Here is a 21,347-nt window from a genome sequence, read left to right as displayed (position 1 = left end):
GGCTGAACCGGCCGGTTGTCCGGGTCGTGGGCCGGGCCGTCCCGGTCGGTGTCGCATCGGCGGCACCGGCCGCGGACGGCCGTCGGAGGCCGCGGCGTCCGTCGTGGGGCGGCCGCGGTCTGGTCGGAACCTGCTTGTCGTTGTGAGGGGTTGTGGGACGGGTGGTCCAGGAGAGGTCGGAACGGACGCGCGGGCGGCTGGTGGAGGCGGGGGCGGCACTGTTCGACCGCCGCGGCTACGCCGGTGCCACCCTCGGCGAGATCGCCGCGGCCGCCGGGGTGACGAAGGGGGCGCTGTACTTCCACTTCGCCTCCAAGGAGGAGCTGGCCAGAGCGGTGTCCGCGCAGGCCGAACGCTCACTGCAGTCGGCCTGCGCGGAGCTGCGCGCCGCGTCGTCCCCGCTCCAGGGGCTGATCGACGCGGGCTACTGGCTGGTCGAGGCCCTCGGGACGGACCCGGTGATCCGGGCGGCCTTCCGCCTGGGCCGGGAGGACGGCGGCTGGCAGGTTGCGCCGCCCACGGTCGCGCCCGCCACGGCCGCGCCCACTACGACCAGGCCCGCCGCGGCCGACCCCGGGCAGCAGGCCTTCGCCGACATCCGCGGCTTCCACAGCGTCTGGGCCGGCGTCGTCCGCGACCTGCTGGCCGGCGCCCGCCGCGCGGGCGAGCTGCGCGACCGCTCGGGCGGCCTCGGCCCGGAGACCCTGGTGGTGGCCGCCGCCTGCGGCCTGGAGGTGGTGTTCGCCGACGGCTGCCCCGCCGGGGAGCGCGCCCGCCGGGTCGGCGCCCTCTGGGACTGGCTGCTGCCCTGCCTGGTGCCCCCGGGCCGGGGCGGCGGCTACCGCACCAGGCCGCCGGCCCCGCAGCCCGCCTGAATCCCGGTCCGACCCGTATAGCAGCCCCGGTCCGACCCGGGTGGCAGCCCCGGTCCGGACACGGAACCGCCCTCGGTGCCCGCAGGCACCGAGGGCGGTCCGTCGACCGGTGGACGGCGGGGATCAGGCGGTGATCGGGGCTGCTACGCCACGAACCGACCGGCGGCCGCGCGGCGCCGGGCCCGGTAGAACAGCGCCCCACCGAGGGTCACCAGCCCGCCCCCGGCCAGGCCGAGGACGGCGACCGGCGCCCCGGCTGAGGGCAGCTCGCCGCCTGGGCCGCCCTTCTGCGGCGGAATCGGATGGTGGCCCGGACGGCTCGGGCAGCCCGTGCCCCCGCCGCCCTTGTGGTCGTGCCCCTTCGGCGGGCAGGGTGCGACGGAGATGCAGAGCTCGACCGGCGGGCTCTGCACGGCCTGCCCCTGCGGGTCGCGGGCGGAGGCCTGGGCGGTGTTGGTGACGCTGCCCGCCTGCGCGTCCGCCTCCGTCACCGTGTACGTGCCGTGGCAGGTGGTGCTCTGCCCCGGATCGAGGGTGGTCTGCTCGCAGGTCACCTGCCGGACGCGGTCGTCGCCGACGGTGAGGCCGGTCAGCGTGGTGCTCCCGGTGTTGGTGACGGTGTACGTGTAGGTGACGGTGTCACCCGGGTACACCGTCCCGGCGGCGTCGGACCGCTTGGTGACGGCCAGCGAGGACGTGGCGGTACCGACCGTCACCGTGGCCTGGACCGGTGCGCTCTGCACGGGCCGGCCCTGGGGGTCGGTGCCGTCGGCGTGGGCGGTGTTGGTGACGTGCCCGGCCTGGGTGTCGGCCGCCGTGACGGTGTACGTCCCGTGGCAGGTGGTGTTCTGGCCGGAGGTGAGGGTCGTCTGGTCGCAGGTCACCGACGACACGTGGTCGTCGCTGACGGTGATGCTGTTGATCACCGTCATTCCGGAGTTGGTCACCGTGTAGGTGTAGTGCACCGTGTCACCGACCTGGAACGGCCCGGCGCTGTCGGCCTGCTTGGCGATGGTGAGCGCGGACACCGGGGTGACGACGTCGACGGTGGCCTCGACGGGCGGGCTCTGCACGGGCTGGCCCTGGGGGTCGGTGCCGTTGGCGTGGGCGGTGTTGGTGATGTGCCCGGCCTGGGCGTCGGCCGCCGTGACGGTGTAGGTGCCGTGGCAGGTGGTGTTCTGGCCGGGCTCCAGGGTCGTCTGGTCGCAGGTCACCGACGCGACGTGGTCGTCGCTGACGGTGATGCTGTTGACGGTGGTGTTGCCGGTGTTGGTGACCGTGTAGGTGTAGTGCACGGTGTCACCGATGTGGAACGGACCAGCGCTGTCGGCCTGCTTGGCGACGGCCAAAGCGGACACCGGGGTGACGACGTCGACCGTCGCCTGCGCCGGTGGGCTCTGCACGGGTTGGCCCTGGGGGTCGGCGCCGTTGGCGTGGGCGGTGTTGGTGATGTGCCCGGCCTGCCCGTCGGCCGCCGTCACGGTGTACGTCCCGTGGCAGGTGGCCGTCTGGCCGGGCTCCAGGGTCGTCCGGTCGCAGCTCACGGACGAGACGTGGTCGTCGGCCACGGTCAGGTCGTCGATCACCGTCGTCCCGGAGTTGGTCACCGTGTAGGTGTACGCGACGGTGTCGCCGACGTGGAACGGCCCGGCGCTGTCGGCCCGCTTCGTCAGGTCGAGCTTCGGGACGCCCGCCACCGGCAGCGTCACCTGGGCGATCGGGCTCTGCACCAGCTCGCCCAGTGGCCCGGTGCTGTCCGCCTGGGCCGTGTTGGTGACGTGGCCGAGCTGCTCGTCGGCGGCGGTCACCGTGTAGGTGCCGTGGCAGGTGGCGACCTGCCCCGCGAGCAGGGTGGTGTGGTCGCAGGTCACGTTCTGGACGTGGTCGTCGGCCACGCTCACGTCGGTCAGCGTGGTCGTGCCGGTGTTGGTCACCGTGTAGGTGTAGGTGACGGTGTCCCCGGCGTGGACCGGACCGGGGGTGCCGGCCTGCTTCGTCAGGGAGATCGAGGACGGGCCGATCACCGTGACGGTGGCCTGGGCCTCCGCGGTGACCGGCCGGCCGTCCGAGGTCCCGTTGGCCGTGGCGTGGTTGAGGACCTTCCCGTCCTGGGCGTCGGCCGCCGTCACGACGTAGGTGCCGTGGCAGACCGTGCTGTCCCCGGGGCTGCCGGCCGGTGCCAGGACGGTGGAGTCGCAGGTGATCCCGGTGGCCTTGTCGTCCGTCACCGAGAGCGCCGTCACCGGGCTGCCGCCGGTGTTGGTGACCACGTAGCTGTACGGCACGGTGTCGCCGACGTGGAACGGCTCGGGTGCGTCGACGTGCTTGGTCAGCGTGATGCCCGGTGGCGCCACCACCGGCAGGGTGACCGTGTCGGGCGGCGAGGTGACCGGGCCGACGTCGGTGGTTCCGGTGGCCTGGGCGGTGTTGGTCACGTGGCCCTGGGCGGCGTCCGCGGCGGTGACCAGGTACGTCGCCGTACACGTCACCGTCTCACCGGGCGCCAGGGTGCTCACCGGGCAGGTGACCGGCCCGACCTTCGGGTCGTTGACGGCCAGGTTGGCGATCGGCACGTTCCCCGAGTTGGTGACCACGAAGTCGTACGGGATCGGGGTGCCCACCGTCAGCAGCCCGGGCAGCGGCTCGTGCGGCTGCTTGACCAGGTTCAGCTCGGGCAGCGGCTGGTCGGTGTAGATCACCACGTTGCGGATCAGGTGGACGTCGGTGAACAGGCCGGTGGAGCCGGCGAAGCCGAACTTGTAGGTCGAGGGCACCGGTTCCGGTACCGGGGTGTGGAGCACCTGGTGCGAGCCGGTGCCGTCGTTGAAGTCGACGGAGACCGTCAGCACCGGGGAGGGCGCCGGCGTCAGGTGCACGTTCACCCGGCGGCGCGAGGGCTCCAGCAAGGTCTGGGCCTCAGCTGGGGTCACCCCGGCCGGCAGCGTGGTGAGCGGGCCCTGGAGCTTGCCGGGCAGGGTGGAGGGCCACGGGCCGTTGGTGGTGAAGTTGCCGGTCGTCGCGGTGAGGAAGCAGTAGCCGGTGGTGCCGTCGCCGGGGCCGCGGACGGTGACCATGTTGGCGCCGGGCGCGGGCACGCGGAAGGACGTACCGGCGGGGGACCGCTGGGAGCAGCCGTTGCCGCGCTGCTCCCAGTCGCCGAAGTAGTTGCCGAGCACGTCGAGCCCGACGCCGAGGTAGCCGCGGTCGACGCCGGGCAGGAAGCCGAGGTTCGGGTTGTCGTCGGGCAGCTTCTGGGCGTAGCCGAGGCTGCCGCCGAACGCGCCGGGGTGGGTGAGCGAGACGTCCCCGTTCACCAGGAAGAACGAGATGCCGTCGGCCGGGGTGTTCGGCGTGGTGCTGCCGTACTGCCACTGGTCGAAGGTCACGTCCAGGCCGTTGCCGGCGGGCAGGGCCTGGTCGAAGAGCACCGCGCCGCTCTGGTCGTTGCCGGCGTCGGTGATCCGCAGGTAGCCGAGCGGCGCGGAGTCCAGCGGCGGCACCGGGCCGGTCTCGGCGGCGGGGCAGCCGCCGAGCGGGTGGTCGCCCGGCCCGGGCTGGGCGGGGGCCGCGCCGGTGAGGCAGGCGGAGCCGACGGCGATGAAGCGCGAGTCGGCGGTGGCACCGGTGAAGGCCTCCTGGAGCAGGGGGGTGCCGGTGGCCCGGACCCGCTCCGGCAGCGGCGCGGCGGGGTGGTGCGCGGGCGTGACGGCCTGGGCGAGTGGGGCGAGCGGGGCGGCGAGGCCTGCGCCGAGCAAACCCAGCGTGGCCGCGGCGCTGATGAAGCGGGCCGTTCGGGCGCGAAGCCGTGACGCTCCGCGGGATTGTCTCGTCATAGCGTCACTATGGGTGGCCATCACGATCCGCTACAAGCTGTGTACTGTCAGTGGAGCTATCGAATAGCTCGGATGAACGAGCGTGAGGCACGGCGCGCGCCAAGGCGGGTTCGGCGGGGCCGGTGGACATTGTTCGACCGTTCCCGACTGACGGTGCGGTAGGGTGGCCGACGCCGAGTATGACCGCGACTCAGGGAGGTGAGCCCCATCTACGGAATGTCCGAGCGGGTGCTCCCGGAGCGCGGCCGCGTGGGCGCCTCGCGCGCATAGCGCGAACGGCGCGCCGACGCGGTGTCGGCCCCCGCGGGAGCCCTGACGGAGTCGTCAGCTCTCCCGTCTTCCCCCAAGGGGTTTCTCTTGTCGGTCTTCTCCTCCGCCTCCCTCCGTTCCTCGGTGGTCTCCCGGCTGCGCGCCGCCGGGTGCGTGTTCGCCGAGGACGAGGCGCGGATCCTGCTCTCCGCCGCCGCCTCGCCCGCCGACCTGGCCGCCATGGTCCGCCTCCGCGCCGACGGGCGGCCGCTCGAACACGTCGTCGGCTGGGCGGAGTTCGCCGGTCTGCGGATCGCCGTCGACCCGGGCGTCTTCGTCCCGCGCCGCCGCAGCGAGTTCCTGGCCGCCGCCGCCACCGCGCTGACCGCCCCGGGCGCGGTGGTGCTCGACCTGTGCTGCGGCAGCGGCGCGCTGGGCGCCGCCGTGGCGGCCGCGGCCGCGCACCCGGTCGAGCTGTACGCGGCGGACATCGACCCGGGCGCGGTCCGCTGCGCCCGCCGCAACCTGGCCGGCGTCGCGGCACGGGTCTTCGAGGGCGACCTGTTCGCCGCCGTCCCGGTGGAACTGCGCGGCCGGGTGGACGTGCTGATCGCCAACGTCCCGTACGTCCCGACCGGCGACCTCGGCCTGCTGCCGCCCGAGGCGCGGCTGCACGAGGCACGGCCGGCGCTGGACGGCGGGGCGGACGGGCTGGACGTGCTGCGGCGGGTGGCCGCCGAGGCGCCGCGGTGGCTGGCGCCCGGCGGGTCGCTGCTGTTCGAGACGAGCGAGCGGCAGGTGGCGGCGGCCCTCGCGGTGACCGGGGCGGCCGGGCTGGCGGCGGTGGAGAGCCGGCAGGAGGACCTGGACGCCACCGTGGTCACGGCGACGCTGCGCTGACCGGCGGCGTCGACCCGCTGCGCTGAACTCTCTGGCTCAGGAAGGGGTTTGCGGCCCGGCCACCGTTCCCCCGTGACGGTGGCCGGGCCGGGCGGGGCCGGTCAGATGCGGGTGCCGTACACGTGGTCGACCGGGATGGTGAGGAGCACCCGGCGGTCGGCGACCATCGTCTCGCGGTACTCCGTCCAGTCCGGGTGCTCGCCGGCGGCGCGGCGGTAGTAGTCCACCAGGGCCTCCACCTCCGGCCCCTCGGGGTCGGTGCCCGGCCCGGTCAGGGTGGCCACGCCCTCGGCGGTGGTCCAGGAGCGGCCGTCCGGCCCGGTCACCTCCAGGCTGACCCGCGGGTCCCGGCGCAGGTTGGCGGTCTTGGCCAGCCCGTCCCGGGTGGAGACCAGGATGGCGTTCGCCTCCCGGTCGTAGAACGGCATGACGGGGGAGAGCTGCGGCCGGCCGTCCGCCTTGATGGTGGCGAGGATGCCGAGGCGGCTCTGCGCGAGCAGCTCGTACGGGTCGAAAGGAGTGGCGGTCATGGGAGCATCATCGGCCTTCTCACCGGTGTGAGGGCAAGGTCCGCCACGCGTGTTGGGCGAGGAGGCCGCGCATGGTGGCACGGGCCGGCGAGTCGGTACGGGATGTTCGGAAATCGGCCGTGGTGTCCGGTGCGAGCCGATAAGGTCGGTGGCAAGAACGGTGACGGTGTGTCAGTGTGCTTGCACCGTCCGAGCCGAGGGGAAGCGCCGCACGATGGCACGGGTACGCAAGCAGGTGGAACTGCTGGAGTTCGCCGATGACCTCCACACCGACGACGTCTCCCCGCTGCGGGCCTTCCTGGCCGCCCGCATGAGTGAGCTGGTCGAGGCCCAACCCGAGGGCACCAGCGCCCGGTTGGCCGCCGCGCGACTGGCGGAGGTCACCGCCAGCGACTGCATCTTCCTCTCGGACGTCCTGGTGGCCTGGGAGGAGGTGGTCCTGGAGGGCCGCAAGGACGAGCCCGGCTGGACGCAGCGGATGCGCCAGGACGCCATGCTGTGGTGGAGGCGGCTGTGCGTGACGGCGGAGATGTTCGGCGACCACCCCGACCACCGCTCCCGCTGGCGCCCGCTGCGGTACATGAACCTCGCGCACGCGGAGCTCATCGCGGAGCTCACCGACGAGGCGGGCGGCGTGTACGGGGACGGGGCGCACCCGTGATCCCGGACGGCTGGGGGCAGTGGCCGTAGGGCTGTCCCGCCACCCCCGCGGTTGTGTCGGTGGCGGCTGGTACGGTCCCGCGCATGAGCAATCGTGTGCCCTTCACGGGTGGGGAGAAGGAAAGCCTCCGGGCGGCGCTGGGCCGGCACCGCGAGGCCGTGCTGTGGAAGCTGGAGGGGCTGGACGACGAGCAGCTGCGCCGTCCGATGACGCCCTCCGGGACCAACCTGCTGGGGATGGTGAAGCACCTCGGCGGTGCCGAACTCGGCTGGTTCCGGGGGACGTTCGGCCGGGAGATGGGCCCGCTGCCGTTCGACATCGAGGCCGACGACGACTCCGACATGCGGGTGGAGCCCGGCGAGTCGACGGCGGACGTCCTGGCGTTCTACGCCCGGGCCCGGGCCGACGCCGACGAGACGATCGGGGAGCTCGCGCTGGACGACCTCGGCACCTCCTGGTCCGGCAACTCCGTCTCGTTGCGCTGGGTGCTGATCCACATGACCACGGAGACGGCGCGGCACGCCGGGCACATGGACATCCTGCGCGAGCTGATCGACGGCGGGACGGGGGACCACAAGCGGAGCTGAGGCCGACCCGGAGCCGGCACCGACCGGAACTGACACTGGCCGGTGCCGGTTCCGACCGGTGCGTCCGCTCAGGCCGTCAGCTTCCGGACGGCCCGGTCCAGCGCCTCCGCCGTCCGCCGGACGTCCGCCCCGGTGGTGCGCCAGTTGCTGAACGCCGCGCGCAGGGCTGGCCGTCCCGCGTAGCGGGTGGGCGTCAGGAAGGCCTCGTCGGCCAGCTCGGCGGCGAGCGCGGCCAGCCGCTCCGGGGTCGGGTCCGCCGTCAGCGAGAAGCAGACGACGTTCAGCCGGACCGGGGCGAGCAGCTCCAGTCCGTCGATCCGCGCCACCTCCGCGCCGAGCGCCCGGGCGCCGGCGACGCAGCGCTCCACGATCTCCCGGTGCCCGGCACGGCCGTACGCCCGCAGGGTGAACCAGGCGGCGAGGGCGCGCAGCCGGTGGGAGTTCTCCGGCGTGAGGTGGACGAGGTCCGGGTGCTCGCTCAGCGGGCCGAGGTAGGCGGCGGCGTTCTGGAAGACCCGCGCCTGGAGGTCCGGGCGGCGGGTGAACTGCACGGCGCTGTCGTACGGCACGTTGAGCCACTTGTGCAGGTCGACGCAGACCGAGTCGGCGAGGTCCAGCCCGGCGACCAGCTCCGCGTGCTCCGGGGACAGCGCGGCGAAGGCGCCGAACGCGGCGTCCACGTGCAGCCAGAACCCGTACCGTTCGCGCAGCGCGGCGATCGCGCGCAGGTCGTCGAAGTCGACGGTGTTGACCGTCCCGGCGTTGGCCACCACCACGCACGGCCCCGGGGCCTCGGCCAGCGCCCGCTCCAGCGCGGCCACGTCCACCGCCTCCCGTCCCGGCAGGACGGGCACCGTCCGCAGCGCCGTACGGCCCAGGCCGAGCACCGACAGCGCCTTGGCGACGCTGGAGTGCGCACTGCCCGACAGCACCCGGACCGGCCCCAGCGCGCCGACCCCGTCCTCGGCGACGTCCACACCGAGCCGCTCGCCCAGCCATTCGCGGGCGATCGCCAGCCCCACCGTGTTCGACATCGTCGCGCCGCTCACGAAGGTGCCGCGGTGCGCCGCCGAGAGCCCGAACAGCTCGCCCAGCCAGCCGACCGTCTCCCGCTCCAGCTGCTGACCGGCCGGGTCCAGCGAGGAGTTGGAGTTCTGGTCCACGGCCGAGGTCAGCCAGTCGCCCGCGAGCGCCGCCGGCGTCGCCCCGCCGGTCACGAACCCGAAGTAGCGCGGCCCGGCGCTCGCCGACAGCCGGGGCTCCCAGCGCTCGGTGAACTCCGTGAGCGCGGCGCGCGTCCCGCCGCCCTCCTCGGTGAGCGGGGCGACGGAGGGCGGCTCGGCCCGCTCGACCACGGGCCGTTCGTCGAGGCCCGCCAGGAAGGCGAGCGCGTGCTGCCGGGTCTCCTCCAGGATCTCGGGCAACCGGCCGAGGTCGTCGGCGAGTTCGGGGTGCATGGGGGCTCTCCGTTGATCGACTGTGCGGTGCGGCCGAGGCTAGCCGCCAGGGCGGACGGCGTCCCGGTCCAATCCGGTCCGGGTGGCCTGGAACGCGGCCTCGGGGAACATCGGTACAGCGGTGGCCGATGGAGGTCAGGCCGGAGCGCGGGTCCACGCTGGCGTCGGAGGGCCTGCGCTGGATGACGGCCCAGCGCGTCGAGGTCTCCGGCGGCGTCCTCCTCTGAGCGACCGGGTGGTGTTCCCCGGGGCCGGAATGCGCGGGCGGTGGGGGAATTCACGCCGTGCGGCTCAAAATCACCCCGGTGGTGCAATTCCAGCCGGTCCCTTGACCTCTCCCGATCCGTCGGACGATGATCACCGTGCACCGCGAGCGAATGAACGTTCCAATACCGGGCTGATTTCCGGTCCGAGACTTCAGGGAGGTGCGGGGCCGTGCGTTCCATCAGCGCTTCCACGACGGCGCCCGTGGCACGGGGGCGGGTTCCACTGCTCGGTCACCTGCCGCAACTCGCCGTCAAACGCGTGGAGTTCCTCCAGTCGATCCGGGCGCAGGGCGGCATCGTCAGGATATTCCTGGGCAATCGGCCGGTGTTCGTCCTGAACTCGCCCGAGGCCGTCCACGAGGTTCTCCTGACGCAGAGCCGGAAGTTCGGCAAAGGCCTGCTGTTCGATGTCGCACGGCCTTTCATCGGCAACGGCATCATCACCTCCGAGCACGACGTCCACCTCCGTCAACGGCGCGCGCTCCAGCCCGCGTTCCGCCGGGACACCATCGCCGGCGGCGTCGCCACGATGACCGGCATCGCCGAGGAACAGGTGTCCTCCTGGCGCCCCGGCGAGGTGATCGCCATGGACGTGGTGCTGCGGCGGACGGTGACGGCCATGCTCGTGGCCACCCTGTTCAGCACCGAACGCCCGGACGGCGCCCGGGCCGTCGCCGAACTGGGGGAGCGCGTCGCCGAGCACCTGAACACGGTGATGCGCGGGGTCCTCGTCGGCACCCTGCTGCCCGCTCCCCTCGCCTCCTCACCCGCACTGGGGCACCGCAGGTACCTGGCCGCGGCCACGGCGCTGCGCGAACTCGCCGACACCGCCGTCCGGCAGGCCCGCCAGGACCCGGCCGACCGCGGCGACCTGCTGTCGATCATGTTCGCCGGCACCCCGGGCAACCCGCGGGGGATGACCGACGTGGAGGCCCGCGACGAACTGCTGTCCCTGCTCATGGCCGGCGCCGAGACCACGGCCACCACCCTGGCCTGGGCGCTCCACGAGATCGGACGGCGCCCCGAACTCACCGCGCGGATCAAGGCCGAGTGCGACGCCCTGCCCGCCGGCGCCCCGCCCGGCGCGGCGACGCTCCCGTTCACCGAGCGGTTCCTCCGCGAGGTGCTCCGGCTGCACCAGCCCAGCTGGCTGCTGATGCGGCGCGCCCTGGAGCCCGTGCGGGTCTGCGGGGTCGACCTCCCGCAGGGGGCCGAGCTGATCTACAGCGCGCTGACGATGCACCGGGACCCGGCCCACTACCCGGACCCGCTGCGGTTCCACCCGGACCGGTGGCTCGACCGCCCCGAGAAGGACCTGCCGCCGGGCGCCTACGTCCCGTTCGCCCTGGGCAACCGGAGGTGCATCGGGGACCACTTCGCGATGACCGAGATGCTGGTCGTCCTGCGCGCGGTCGTCTCCCGGTGGCGGCCGCGACCGGTGGCGGGCCACCGGGTCCGGCCGGTGGCCCACGCGCTGATCCGGCCCAACGCGCTGCCCATGCGCGTCTCACCCTGGCCGGGCGACTGAACCGGCCCCGTTCCGTACGGCTCCGATCCGTACGGCCCGGCTCCGCGCGGCTCCGTTCCGTACGGCTCTGATCCGTACGGCTTCGTTCCGCGCTGCCCGGACCCTGGCCCGGCCCCGTTCCTGTTCCCGTTCCCGGAGGTGCACCTCACCATGACAGCCACGGCGGAGACCCTCTCCCCGGGCCCGCAGGCCCCGGCCCCCGACCCGCTGCCCTTCCCGAGCCGGACCAGCCCGGACTTCCGGGCCGCCCACGACCGCCACCTCGACTGGCCGCGGTCCTTCGGCTTCCTGGCCACGGACGCGGAGCGGGACCACCACCTCAAGGGCCAGTTCCCGCTGATCGCGGCCATGTTCTACCCGAACGCGACCGGGGCCGAACTGGACATCGGCGTCGACCAGCAGAGCTGGTACTTCCTGTTCGACGACGCGCTCGACGAACAGTGGGGCGGCACGCCCGAGCGGGTCCGCCACCTCGTCGGACTCGTCCGGGAGGGCGTCACCGGGCAGGCGTCCCCGCTGCCGCTGGCCGCCGCCTTCGCCGACATGCGGAGGCGCAGCTGCTACGGCATGCCCGAGGACTGGATCCGGCGCTCGGCGGCCCACTGGTCCTCGTACCTCGACCACCACGTCCACGAGGCGCGCAGCCGGCAGTCCGGTGCGCCCATGCCGTTGAGCACCTACCTGCGGGTCCGGCGCCACACCATCGGGGTGGCACCGGTCGTCGACCTCGCCGAGCGGCTGTCCTCCTGCGTCCTGCCCGACCACCTGTACGCGCTGCCGCACCTGTCCGTCATGCGCGAGATGACGAAGACCTTCATCATCTGCGACAACGACATCGTCTCCCTGGAGAAGGACGCGGCCCAGGGGGAGCGGAACAACCTGGTGCTCTGCCTGGAACGGGAGCACGGGCTCTCCCGGGCGGAGGCGCTCGACCGGGCCCTGCGCCGCCGCGGCGAAGCCCTGGAACTGTTCACCGGCGCCCACCGGGCCCTGCTCGCCGGCACGGCGACGGACCACCTCACCCCGGCCGAACGCGACCTGCTGCGGCGCTACTGCACCGAGGCGCTGCAGACCACCATCCGCGGCGCCCACGACTGGCACCACGCCTCCACCCGGTACCACGGCTAGTCCGACGCCTCCCCTTCCCCTTCCCTGTCGCGCGACCGCGCCCCCGGACCGATCCCGCTGAGGAGCCCGCACCATGCCCGATCACCGCTCGGCGTCCTTCGTCGCCTCCGAACGGGACCGGACCTGCCCGTTCGACCCGTCGCCGGACCTCCGCCGGATGCGCGAGGAGGACGGCCTGCCGCGGCTGCGGGTGACCCATCCGGTGCGCGGCGAGATCGACGCCGTCGTCATCACCCGGTACGGCGACGTCCGGGCCGCCTTCGCGGAGGAGCGCCTGGTGACGGGCAACGGCATCGACCCGGCACTGCCGCGCACCCTGTTCAACCACCCGGGCTTCCTGCCCGCGTACAGCGGCCCGGAGCACGCCCGGCTGCGCCGGATGCTCACCGGCAGCTTCACCGTCCGTCAGGTCGAGCGGCTGCGGCCCGCGATCGAGGCGATCGTCGCCGAGCATCTCGACGCCATGGCGGAGCAGGGGCCGGTCGTCGACCTGGTCGGGGCCTTCGCCCTGCCGATCCCCTCGGCGGCGATCTGCGAACTGCTCGACGTCCCGTACGGGACCAGGGCGATGTTCCAGCGCTGCTCCCAGGTGATCATGGACGGGACCGCCGACGCGGGGCAACTGGTCGCCGCCTCCGACGAGTTGAACTCCGCCATGGCGGACATCGTCGCCCGCAACCGGGCCGCCCCCGGGGACGGCGTGCTGGGCGCGGTGGTGCGGCAGCACAGCGCGGAGCTCACCGACGAGGAGCTCGTCGGCTTCGGCACCACCCTCCTGGTCGGGGGCCACGAGACCACCGCGACCCAGCTCGCCCTGAGCGTGCTGGCGCTGCTCCGCCACCCCGACCAGCTCGCCGCCCTGCGCGACGATCCCGCGGTCACCGGCTCGGCGGTGGAGGAACTGCTGCGCCACCTCGCCATCCCCGCACCGCTCCTGCGCACCGCCGTGGCCGACGTCGAGGTCAACGGCCACCGGATCGCCGAGGGCGAGCACGTCCTGCTCTCCCCGCTGACCGCGAACCGCGACCCCGAGCTCGTCCCCGAACGGCCGGACGACCTCGACCTGCGCCGCCGCCCGGTCGCCCAGCTGTCCTTCGGCTTCGGCGCCCACCAGTGCCTCGGCCAGCAGCTGGCCCGGCTGGAACTGAAGGTGGCCCTGCCGGCCCTGCTGCGGCGCTTCCCGACCCTGCGCCTCGCCGTTCCCGAGGCGGAGCTCCGCTTCCGCGAGGGGTCGACGGTCTACGGCGTCGAGGCGCTCCCGGTCACCTGGTGACGGGTCGGCAGGGTCTGCCGGGCCGGTGTCCGCGCCCGGTGCTGGGGGCTCAGCGGGAGGCCGCGCGGGGGAGTTCCGCGCGGCGGACGGCGGGGGAGGCGAGGGCGAGGGCGGCGCCGAGGCAGGAGAGGGCGCCGCAGCCGACGAAGACCGGGGCGGTGCCCCAGACGCCGATGGCGGCGCCGACCACCGGGTAGCTGAGCGGGGCGAGGCCGACCAGGGTGAGCATCACGACGGAGGTGACCCGGCCCAGGTAGGCGGGGTCGGCGGTGGTCTGGATCAGGGTGCCGTTCAGGCTGCCGAAGACGCCCGCGCCCAGGCCGGTCAGGGCGGCCAGGACGGCGGCGGTCCACAGCTGCGGCACCAGCGCCATGGCGGCCGCGCCGATGCTGCCCGCCAGCAGGGTGACGGCCATGGTCAGACCGGCCCGGGGAATCCGCCCGACGACGGCGAGCAGCGCGGCACTCGCGGCGGCCCCGGCGCCGAAGCAGCCGACGATCCAGCCGTAGCCGGACGGACCCCAGCCGCGTTCGGCGTTGAGGAGGACCAGGCCGACGTTGAGGGTGCCGGTGAGGCCGAGTTCGCAGACGGCCCCGACGGCGACCAGCGGTCCGATCAGCGGGTGGCGGCGGATGTAGCGCAGCCCGTCGAGGAGTTCGGCGCGCGCGGTGCCGGGCCGGGGCGGGGTGCCGTCGCCGGACGGGGCGTCACCCGGAGGGGCTTCGAGCGGACTGATCCGGACGGAGAGCAGGAGCGGCAGGGAGAGCGCGAAGAGCAGCCCGGCGACGGCGAAGGCGGCGGCCGGGCCGCCCAGGCCCATGGCCAGGCCGCCGAGCGGCGGTCCGGCGATCTGGCCGAGGCGCACCGCGAGCGAGCGCAGGCCGGTGACCCGGGCCAGCTGGTCGGGGCTGGTGATCCGGGGCGGGAGGGCGCCGACGGCGGGGACGAACAGGGCGTCCACGGCGCCGAAGACGAGCGCCACCGCGACCAGCAGCCAGAGCGCGGGCGTGGTCAGCGCGATGGCGGCGGCCACCGAGAGGATGAGCAGACAGCGCACGGCGTCGCTGCCCAGCACCACCCGGCGGGGGTCGAGCCGGTCGGCCAGGACGCCGCCGCCGAGCATGAGCAGGGCGCGTGGGGCGGCGCCGGCGGCCATGACCAGGCCGACCTCGGCGGGGCCGGCGGACCGCTGGGCGGACCAGCCGAGGGCGGCGAAGTACACGCTGTCGCCGATCAGTGAGGCGGTGTAGGCGGTGAGCCAGCGCAGCACGTTGCCGTCGCGGTGGGCGGGCGGCGCGGTGGTCCGGCGGGAGAGGGGCGGTTCCGTGAGGACCATGGGGGACTCCGGAGGTCGGGACACGGCGGCGCCGGCGGCCGGGGACCGGCCTGCGCCGGTGCTCGGGGCCGGCCTGTGCCGGCGTCAGGGGCGGAAGGGGAACCCGTACAGGTGGACGGACACGTGCTCGCGGCCCGCGGTGTCCCCGGCGGCCTTGGCGGCGTTGCCGCGCTCCCGCCAGCGTCGGGCGAGGGCCTGCAACTCCTCTCCCAGCTCGGCGAGTTCGGCGGGCTTGAGGTCGAGCAGCCATTCGGAGCTGAAGGCCGCGTCGGTCCACTCCCCGCCCCAGGCGGCGGTCTGGTCGAGGTAGGCGCGGTACTGGGCGACCCGGGAGTCGACCAGGCCCCTGGTCACGGTGCTGACGGCGGCCGCGCCCTCGGGCGTGCCGGCGAGGTCGGACGCGCGGAAGCCCCAGCCCTCCTCGGAGGCGACCTGCCACCACCGCTCCCGCCCGTCGGTGCTCCGGCCGCTCGCCGCGGTGACGAAGCCCTGCTCGGCGAGCTTGCGCAGGTGGTAGCTGACCAGTGACGGAGCCTGGTCGACCTGCTCGGCGAGCTGCGAGGCGGTCGCGCTCCCGGCGGCGAAGAGCAGGCGGTAGAGCTGCATCCGCAGCGGGTTGGTGAACGCCTTCAGGCGGGACAGGTCGGTGATCCGGTCGGGCCGGGGCTTCTCGGGCATGCGTCGACGATAGATCTGAAGGAAAAATTGCGCAATAAAAATTTCAGATATCCGCGTCGGGCACGAGACGGCTGCGGCTGTCAGAGATAGGCGTCAACGGTCCTGTACCCGCCTGCCATTGTCGAAGCCGGTTCCGACGGGCGAGCCCCGATCAGGTCAGGAGTCCTGGACGAGCAGCCTGCCCTGGGCGCCGTCCTCGGACACGAAGGCGAACAGCCTCGGCGACGAGCCGAGGTTGAGGTGGAACGGCACCCAGTTCGAGTCCAGCTGCAGCAGCAGCCGCCAAGGGCCGCCCTCCGGCCACTCGTCGCCCTGGAAGAACAGCGGTGTTCCGCCGATCTTGTCGCCGTCCATCAGCTCGATGCAGCGGTCCCGGTCGGCGGAGGGCAGGGAGTCGAGTTCCTCGTCCGTCATGGAATCGGGCTCGTCGGCGGGTCGGAGGTCGACGGTGAACTCCACCTCCGACCCGTCGACTCCGTACAGCCCGGGGCCGGTCGGCAGCGGGCGCACCGGGCCGGCATAGCCGCCGCCCGGCTGCACGATCACCGCGTTCTCGCCGCCGTCGGGGTCGATGATGTCGGGGTCGAAGAAGTGCTCCTCGTGATCGGCGTGGGTGACGAACACGTAGGCGACCTTTCCGTCGCCGGCCGCTCCGATCACCGGGCCCAGCTCGATCTGACCGACGAACCGCATCGGCCGGTCCCATGCCGCGCTGATCGGCCACTGCGGGCCGGCCAGCCACACGGGCTGGCCGCCGAACTTGGTGGTCGGCGTGGAGATCGGCCGGTCGGTCGCGGAGAAGCCCTTGATGCGCTGTGTTCTCACCATGCCGGGCATCATGCCAAGTGACAGCGACATCACTGCCGCAGGTTGCCTGGACCGCCGCCGCGGGGCCGTCGCCCGGGTCCCGGTGCTCACCGGCCGGGTGCCCGGCGGCCTGGTCCAGGCCCTGCTGAGCATCAACCGCGAGCCCGTCAGGTGAACGGGGCCGCGGTCATCGGGGCCCCGGACTCCTTCGCCGTCTCGACCATGCCCCGGCGTCGTCCCACAGAGGCGAGTCCGAGGACAGGCCCTACGCCAGGCGCGCCGCGGCCAGGGCCAGGGCGCGGTCGAGTGCCGTGTCGGCGTCGCAGGGGACGTCGGGCTGGACGCCGACGCCCTCCCAGTTGGTGCCCGAGACCGGGTTGACCGCGCGGGCGAAGGGCACGCTGAGCTCCAGGTGCGGGTGCACCGTAAAGCCCTCGCGCGGGTGGGCGCCGCCGCGGGTGACCTCCCCGACGACCTCGGCGCGGCCGAGCTGCTGCAGGTCGTAGGCGAGTTCCTCGCCCCCGGAGAAGGTGTCGGCGCTCGTCAGCACGTAGATCGGCTTGGTGCCGCCGAAGCGGGCGCCGGGGACGAACGGGGGCGTCCAGGACTGCGCGCCCACCTCGTCCTTCCGCGAGAACATGGTGTTCAGGTGGGTGCGGCCGTCGAGCAGGTAGGCGCAGACGAAGGCGACCGTGTTCGGGTCGCCGCCGGTGTTGCGGCGCAGGTCCAGGATGAGGGCGCGGGCGGGGGCCACCAGGGAGAGCGCCGCCGTCAGCGGCGGTGCCGCCCAGTCCAGCGGGAACAGCTTGGGGCCGATCTCCAGGACCGCGACGCCGTGGTCGAGGAGTTCCACGCGGGGAACGCCGTTCAGGAAGGTGTCGAACTCCCTTCGCACCATGGCGAGTACCGCCGCACCCGGCTCCGGCGGCACCGGCGCGGCGTGGTACTTGAGGCCCAGGTGCAGGTCGCCGTTGACGGACCGCAGGTCCGCGGTGACCGCTTCGGACAGCTCCTCGGCGGATTCGGTCCGGTAGGCGCCCTCGGCGCTCCGGCGCCTCAGCAGGTCCGCCAGCTGCCCGGCGACGTCGGGGAAGACGTAGTTCTCACGGACCAGGTCGGCTATCGACTCGACGAGGGTGACGGTGTCCAGGGCGGACGGCGTTGTGGTGGAGGTCATGGAGAGGCAGTAGACCAGCGACTTGCCAAAGCGTCAACCGTACTTAACGCTTGATCAGATGAGTTATCGACCGGACGAGACCGTCCAGCAGATCAGCGCGCCGCTGCAGCACGCCGCGCTCGCCCACCCCCTGCGCCAACGCTTGCTCTTCGCCCTGAGCAGCCGTCCGTCGACGATCAGCCGGCTCGCCGCGCAGCTCGGGGCGAACAAGGGCAGCGTCTCGCACCACCTCAGGGTGCTGGGCGAGGCGGGGCTGGTCCAGGACGCGGGAACGCGACGGGTGCGCGGCGGCACCGAGAAGTACTACCGGCGGACCGCCGATCGCTTCTTCGTCGCCGAGCCGCAGGTCGAGGGGACGGCCGCGCTGTTCGGCGCCGTCGCCCAGGAGTTGGACCGCTCGCCCGTCGACCACCTCCTGGCGCTGCGCCACCTCCGACTCAGCCCGGCCAAGGCGGCGCGGCTCGTCGAGGCGCTGGCCGGACTGGTCGACGAGACGGAGGAGGACGCGGAGGGCGAGCCGGTGTACGGCCTCCTGGTGACGCTCTACCAGCAGGCCGGGGCGTAGGGGCGGCCTGCTCGGCCAGGAGGGGGCGAGGGGGCCGGGGCCGTCAGCGCAGGGTGACCTCGCGGGGGCCGTTGAAGGGGGCCAGGGACAGGACGGTCTTCGGGGTGCGCAGCGCGTCGTGCTCGGAGAAGAGCCGGCGGACGGCGGGGAGGTCGACCGGGCCGACGGTCAGGTGGGCGACCTCGTCGTACGGGGCGTGGGGGGTGTTGGTGGAGCCGGTGCCCCAGGTGTCCCAGAGGAGGGTCTCGACCTTGTTCAGGGCCGCGAGGTCGAGCCGGGTGGAGTGGGCGACGAACCACTCGCCGTTGAGCGGGCCCTCCTCGGGCGGGTGGACGCCGAAGGAGCCGGCGGTGGACCGGTCGGCGCGGATCGTGCGCCAGGCCCGGCCGGCGACCAGGAAGCGGTCGCGCGGGACGTCCATCGGGTCGAAGTCCACCCGCCAGGCGGCGGCGACCTTCGGGTCGGCCAGCTGAGGGTCGGCGAGCAGCCAGCCGCGCCGGTCGTCCCAGTACTCGGTGGCCACGTGGTCGCAGTGGAAGCCGTCCGGGCCGAGGTAGCCGGCGAAGCCGCAGCGCAACCGGGCCGGCACGCCGACGTGGCGGAGGAAGGAGCAGAGCAGCAGCGCCAGGTCCCGGCAGACGCCGACGAAGCGGTCGGCGGGCGCGCGCGGGTGGTTGAGCGGGGCCGGGTCGCGGTCGGTGATCAGGTGCAGGATGTCGTCGAGGTAGCGGGTCTCGGCGTCGTGGTGGAGCCGGTTCGCCGGAATGGGGTGGTGGAACAGCCAGCCTTCGAGGCGGTGGATGATCAGGTCGCGGGCGATCCGGGCGAGGCGGCTCGGATCCTTGGGGAGGTCGGCGTAGCGGGGGAGGTGGGCGCCGGGGTCGGAGAAGGTGCTCTGCCCGAGGTAGAAGGCGGGGAAGTCGGCGGAGGGCACGGGGAACTCCCATGGGGCTTCGGCCGCATGATCGATGACTGGGCCGCTGGTCCTCACCGTGGCAAATTTCGGGGGCGATTGTCCAGAAGAGACCGATGGGCAGGGGTGGTTCGGCCCATCGGGGTGGTCGGGTCGGTCCAGCAGGTGGGGGTGGTCCAGGCGGGAGGGGTGGTCCAGGCGGGAGGGGTGGTTCAGCGGGTCGGGGTGGGAGCGCCGCCGCCGTCGACGTGCTCGACCCGGACGCCGGGCAGGGCCCGGGACCAGGCCTTGGCGAGCGGGGCGAGCCGGGTGGCGGAGAGCGGGTCGGGGCCGAGGCCGATCGGGAGGTGGAAGCGGCCGTCGGCGGTCCGGTACGGGTGGGGCCAGGCGTGCAGCCGGGTGGCCCCGGCCTCCTCCAGGGCGGCCAGCAGGGCGCGGACGCGGCCCCGGGCGAGGCCGAGCGACTCCTCGTCGGCGCTGACCACGGCCCAGGCGGCGTGCCGGCGGTGCAGCGGGGGAGCGGCGAGCAGGGCGGGCCACGGGGGTTCGGCGGCACCGGGCGTCTGGGGTGCCTCGGGCGCGTTGGGAGCCTTGGAGGAGCCGGCGGCCTCGGTGGCCTCGGTGGTGAGTTCCCAGGCGCGGTAGAGCTCCTCGGTGAGCAGGTCGCGGGTGTCGGCGCTGACCTGGGTGGTGCAGCTGCGGACCGGGGCGGAGGGGGTGAGGACGGTGAGCGGGCCGGAGGCGGGCGGCGTCGGACCACCGGTGAGGGCGACGGGCCGGCGCCAGTCCCAGCCCGCCCAGGTCTCGGTGAAGCGCTGGAAGAGGTCGTCCTCGGGGCCGTCGGGCGCCTCCAGGACCGTCCGGGCGGCCAGCACCGACCAGGCGAGCGAGGGCAGTTGGCCGAAGGGTGCCGAGTCCAGGCCGCGCGCCCGCGCCCAGGCCTTGACCTGGCGGGCCAGCCGGACGAAGCGGGCGTGGCGGTCGCCGAGCGCCGCCAGGACCGCCTCGGCGTCCGTGACGGCGCTCAGCGCGACGGCCTCCGCCTCGCCCAACTCCGCACGGTGGTCTACGGCTTGGGTCGGATCGAGGGCGCCGGTGAAGACCACCATGAGGTCGACCGACAGGCCGTCGACGGCCAGCCGGAGCCCCGGCACCCGGGCGCCGCGGACCTCGCGCAGCCGCCGGGCCTCCGGCGGCGCGGCCGCCACCCGGGCGCGGACGGCGGGCAGATCGGCGGCGCCGGGCAGCGCCACCACCAGGTCCAGGTCGCCTCCGTCCAACTGGCAGCCGAGCCGCCGGGAGCCGACGGTGTGCACCACGCCCTCGGGCAGGGCCGCCGCGATCCGGCGGGCCAACTCCATTGCTGCCAAGGCTTGTTCGGGCGGCTCCGGGGCCGGTGAGGCGAGCGGCTGCTCGGGCACCGGCCGCACCTCGCCGGTCCCCAGCGAGACCACGGCGCGCGGCCGCATCGGCTCGGTGCCCCGGCGGGAGAGCACCACCAGCTCGCCGACCCGGGCCGAGGCCCCGGTCAGCCGGGCCGCGCAGTCGGCGGCCACCCGCTGCGGGTCGGCGCTGCGCCCGAGGCTCAGGTGCGGGGTGAAGCCCTCCGCCCGGCCGTGGCAGCGCGGGAAGCGCCGTTCCAGCGCGTGCCGCAGTGCCGACCAGGGCGCGGCGGAGGCGGCGGCCGGGTCCAGCCAGACGGTGGCGTCCTCGCGGTGCCCGAAGGTGTGCACGCCCTCCAGCCGGGCGGTGAACGGCGCGACCTCGGCGGCGGCCGCGCCCAGCAGCGGCAGGGCGCGGTCGAACTCGGCCTCCGGGACGAAGCCGAACAGCAGGTTGACGTGCGGGGGCCAGCGGCGCACCTGCGGGTCGTACGCCTCGCGCAGGTGCTGGATCGGCGGCCACAGCTCCTCGGGCGGCAGCCAGGCGACGGCGGTGCGGGCGGTGGGCGCGGCGTCGAGGACCGCGGCTCCGTCGCCGTCGCCGCTTTCGAGGAGGAGGTCGACGGCCACGCCGTAGTGGTCGGAGGGCAGGAGCCCGTCCTCGTCCGGGCGGTCGCCGAGCAGGACGGCCGCGGTGGCGCGGGTGCCGTCGGCGCGGTGCAGGACGCGGTCCAGCCGGCCCGGGCGGCCGGTCAGCGAGGAGACCGCGGCGAGCGGGTTGGCCGTCGGGTCGAAGGTGGGGGTGTCGTCGCCCGGCCCGTGCACCTCGGCCCAGGCGTCCCGCAGGCCGAGCGCGGCGGCCGGGCCGGCCGGGCCGGAGCGGCCGTCGTTGAAGTCCCCGAGCAGCAGCAGCTCTCCCTCCACACCCGCCAATCCCTCGGCGAGCCGGGCGAGTTCGGAGCGGCGGCGGTCGGCGCCGTCCGGTGAGTGGTCGCTGCTGAGGTGGACGGCGGCGACGGTCAGCGGAGCGCCGGGGGCCCGTACCGAGAGGGCCGTGACGGCCTTGTGCGGGCCCAGCGCGTGCCGCCCGGCCGCCAGCACCGGCAGCCGGCTGAGCAGCAGCAGGCCGTGGTCGTCGACCTCCAGCCCGAAACGGGCAGCGCGGTCGGGTACTCGGCCTTCGCCGCGAGTGCCTCGTCCCA

General features: G+C 74.2%; 18 protein-coding genes. 9 read left to right on the top strand and 9 right to left on the bottom strand.

Annotation, left to right across the window (positions count from 1 at the left end):
- Window positions 1–161 precede the first annotated feature (161 nt).
- Window positions 162–875, top strand: coding sequence for a ScbR family autoregulator-binding transcription factor (locus ACWDCZ_RS32255; protein ID WP_449817698.1), 714 nt, complete (start codon window positions 162–164; stop codon window positions 873–875).
- Window positions 876–1,018: 143 nt separating this feature from the next.
- Here ACWDCZ_RS32255 and ACWDCZ_RS32250 read toward each other — a convergent pair whose 3' ends face one another.
- Entirely contained in the window at window positions 1,019–4,708 is a 3,690-nt protein-coding gene (locus ACWDCZ_RS32250) for a DUF7507 domain-containing protein (RefSeq protein ID WP_449817697.1), read from the bottom strand.
- Between the two features lie 357 nt (window positions 4,709–5,065).
- Between ACWDCZ_RS32250 and ACWDCZ_RS32245 the strand changes: the two genes are divergently transcribed.
- Window positions 5,066–5,857, top strand: a complete 792-nt coding sequence (locus tag ACWDCZ_RS32245) for a putative protein N(5)-glutamine methyltransferase (RefSeq protein WP_380775574.1) — start codon at window positions 5,066–5,068, stop codon at window positions 5,855–5,857.
- A 101-nt stretch (window positions 5,858–5,958) separates the two neighbouring features.
- On the opposite strand, the gene ACWDCZ_RS32240 is transcribed toward ACWDCZ_RS32245, so the two are convergent.
- On the bottom strand, window positions 5,959–6,387 hold the full coding sequence (locus ACWDCZ_RS32240; protein WP_049652970.1) for a PPOX class F420-dependent oxidoreductase: 429 nt from the start codon (window positions 6,385–6,387) through the stop codon (window positions 5,959–5,961).
- Between the two features lie 214 nt (window positions 6,388–6,601).
- On the opposite strand from ACWDCZ_RS32240, the gene ACWDCZ_RS32235 reads away from it, so the two are divergent.
- Window positions 6,602–7,048 (top strand): hypothetical protein, encoded by a 447-nt coding sequence (locus tag ACWDCZ_RS32235; RefSeq protein ID WP_074002894.1) that lies wholly within the window; start codon window positions 6,602–6,604, stop codon window positions 7,046–7,048.
- An 83-nt stretch (window positions 7,049–7,131) separates the two neighbouring features.
- Entirely contained in the window at window positions 7,132–7,635 is a 504-nt protein-coding gene (locus ACWDCZ_RS32230; RefSeq protein ID WP_449817696.1) for a DinB family protein, read from the top strand.
- A gap of 68 nt (window positions 7,636–7,703) precedes the next feature.
- On the opposite strand, the gene ACWDCZ_RS32225 is transcribed toward ACWDCZ_RS32230, so the two are convergent.
- Window positions 7,704–9,092, bottom strand: coding sequence for a pyridoxal phosphate-dependent decarboxylase family protein (locus tag ACWDCZ_RS32225; protein ID WP_449817695.1), 1,389 nt, complete (start codon window positions 9,090–9,092; stop codon window positions 7,704–7,706).
- 435 nt (window positions 9,093–9,527) lie between these two features.
- Here ACWDCZ_RS32225 and ACWDCZ_RS32220 point away from each other — a divergent pair, with 435 nt between their 5' ends.
- From ACWDCZ_RS32220 to ACWDCZ_RS32210, 3 genes are all read left to right on the top strand, one after another.
- Window positions 9,528–10,886, top strand: a complete 1,359-nt coding sequence (locus ACWDCZ_RS32220) for a cytochrome P450 (protein ID WP_449817694.1) — start codon at window positions 9,528–9,530, stop codon at window positions 10,884–10,886.
- Between the two features lie 150 nt (window positions 10,887–11,036).
- Entirely contained in the window at window positions 11,037–12,014 is a 978-nt protein-coding gene (locus ACWDCZ_RS32215; RefSeq protein WP_449817693.1) for a terpene synthase family protein, read from the top strand.
- A 73-nt stretch (window positions 12,015–12,087) separates the two neighbouring features.
- Window positions 12,088–13,287: a cytochrome P450 gene (locus tag ACWDCZ_RS32210; RefSeq protein ID WP_449817692.1), complete on the top strand. Its 1,200-nt coding sequence runs from the start codon at window positions 12,088–12,090 to the stop codon at window positions 13,285–13,287.
- A gap of 49 nt (window positions 13,288–13,336) precedes the next feature.
- Here ACWDCZ_RS32210 and ACWDCZ_RS32205 read toward each other — a convergent pair whose 3' ends face one another.
- The 3 genes from ACWDCZ_RS32205 to ACWDCZ_RS32195 form a co-directional block, all read right to left on the bottom strand.
- Window positions 13,337–14,623, bottom strand: a complete 1,287-nt coding sequence (locus ACWDCZ_RS32205; protein ID WP_449817691.1) for an MFS transporter — start codon at window positions 14,621–14,623, stop codon at window positions 13,337–13,339.
- An 84-nt stretch (window positions 14,624–14,707) separates the two neighbouring features.
- Window positions 14,708–15,301 (bottom strand): helix-turn-helix domain-containing protein, encoded by a 594-nt coding sequence (locus tag ACWDCZ_RS32200; protein WP_117486134.1) that lies wholly within the window; start codon window positions 15,299–15,301, stop codon window positions 14,708–14,710.
- Window positions 15,302–15,457: 156 nt separating this feature from the next.
- Complete coding sequence (locus ACWDCZ_RS32195) at window positions 15,458–16,129, bottom strand: hypothetical protein (RefSeq protein WP_449817690.1); 672 nt, start codon at window positions 16,127–16,129, stop codon at window positions 15,458–15,460.
- 10 nt (window positions 16,130–16,139) lie between these two features.
- Between ACWDCZ_RS32195 and ACWDCZ_RS32190 the strand changes: the two genes are divergently transcribed.
- A complete protein-coding gene (locus ACWDCZ_RS32190) occupies window positions 16,140–16,283 on the top strand; it encodes a hypothetical protein (RefSeq protein ID WP_159028481.1) in 144 nt (47 codons plus the stop codon).
- A 90-nt stretch (window positions 16,284–16,373) separates the two neighbouring features.
- Here the strand turns inward: ACWDCZ_RS32190 and ACWDCZ_RS32185 are convergent, their stop codons facing one another.
- Window positions 16,374–17,285, bottom strand: a complete 912-nt coding sequence (locus ACWDCZ_RS32185; RefSeq protein ID WP_449817689.1) for a S41 family peptidase — start codon at window positions 17,283–17,285, stop codon at window positions 16,374–16,376.
- Window positions 17,286–17,343: 58 nt separating this feature from the next.
- On the opposite strand from ACWDCZ_RS32185, the gene ACWDCZ_RS32180 reads away from it, so the two are divergent.
- Window positions 17,344–17,850 carry an ArsR/SmtB family transcription factor gene (locus ACWDCZ_RS32180; RefSeq protein ID WP_380741206.1) on the top strand — a complete coding sequence of 169 codons (507 nt, stop codon included), beginning with the start codon at window positions 17,344–17,346 and terminating at the stop codon, window positions 17,848–17,850.
- A gap of 43 nt (window positions 17,851–17,893) precedes the next feature.
- Here ACWDCZ_RS32180 and ACWDCZ_RS32175 read toward each other — a convergent pair whose 3' ends face one another.
- Together ACWDCZ_RS32175 and ACWDCZ_RS32170 are read right to left on the bottom strand one after the other, a co-directional pair.
- Window positions 17,894–18,784, bottom strand: coding sequence for a transglutaminase-like domain-containing protein (locus ACWDCZ_RS32175; RefSeq protein WP_049652948.1), 891 nt, complete (start codon window positions 18,782–18,784; stop codon window positions 17,894–17,896).
- Between the two features lie 191 nt (window positions 18,785–18,975).
- Window positions 18,976–21,347, bottom strand: a 2,372-nt coding sequence (locus tag ACWDCZ_RS32170) for a poly(A) polymerase (protein ID WP_449817688.1), incomplete at its 5' end; no start/stop codon positions are given.

It is taken from the genome of Kitasatospora sp. NPDC001225 (genome assembly GCF_053597855.1).
This window is presented reverse-complemented; position numbering and strand designations above follow the sequence as displayed.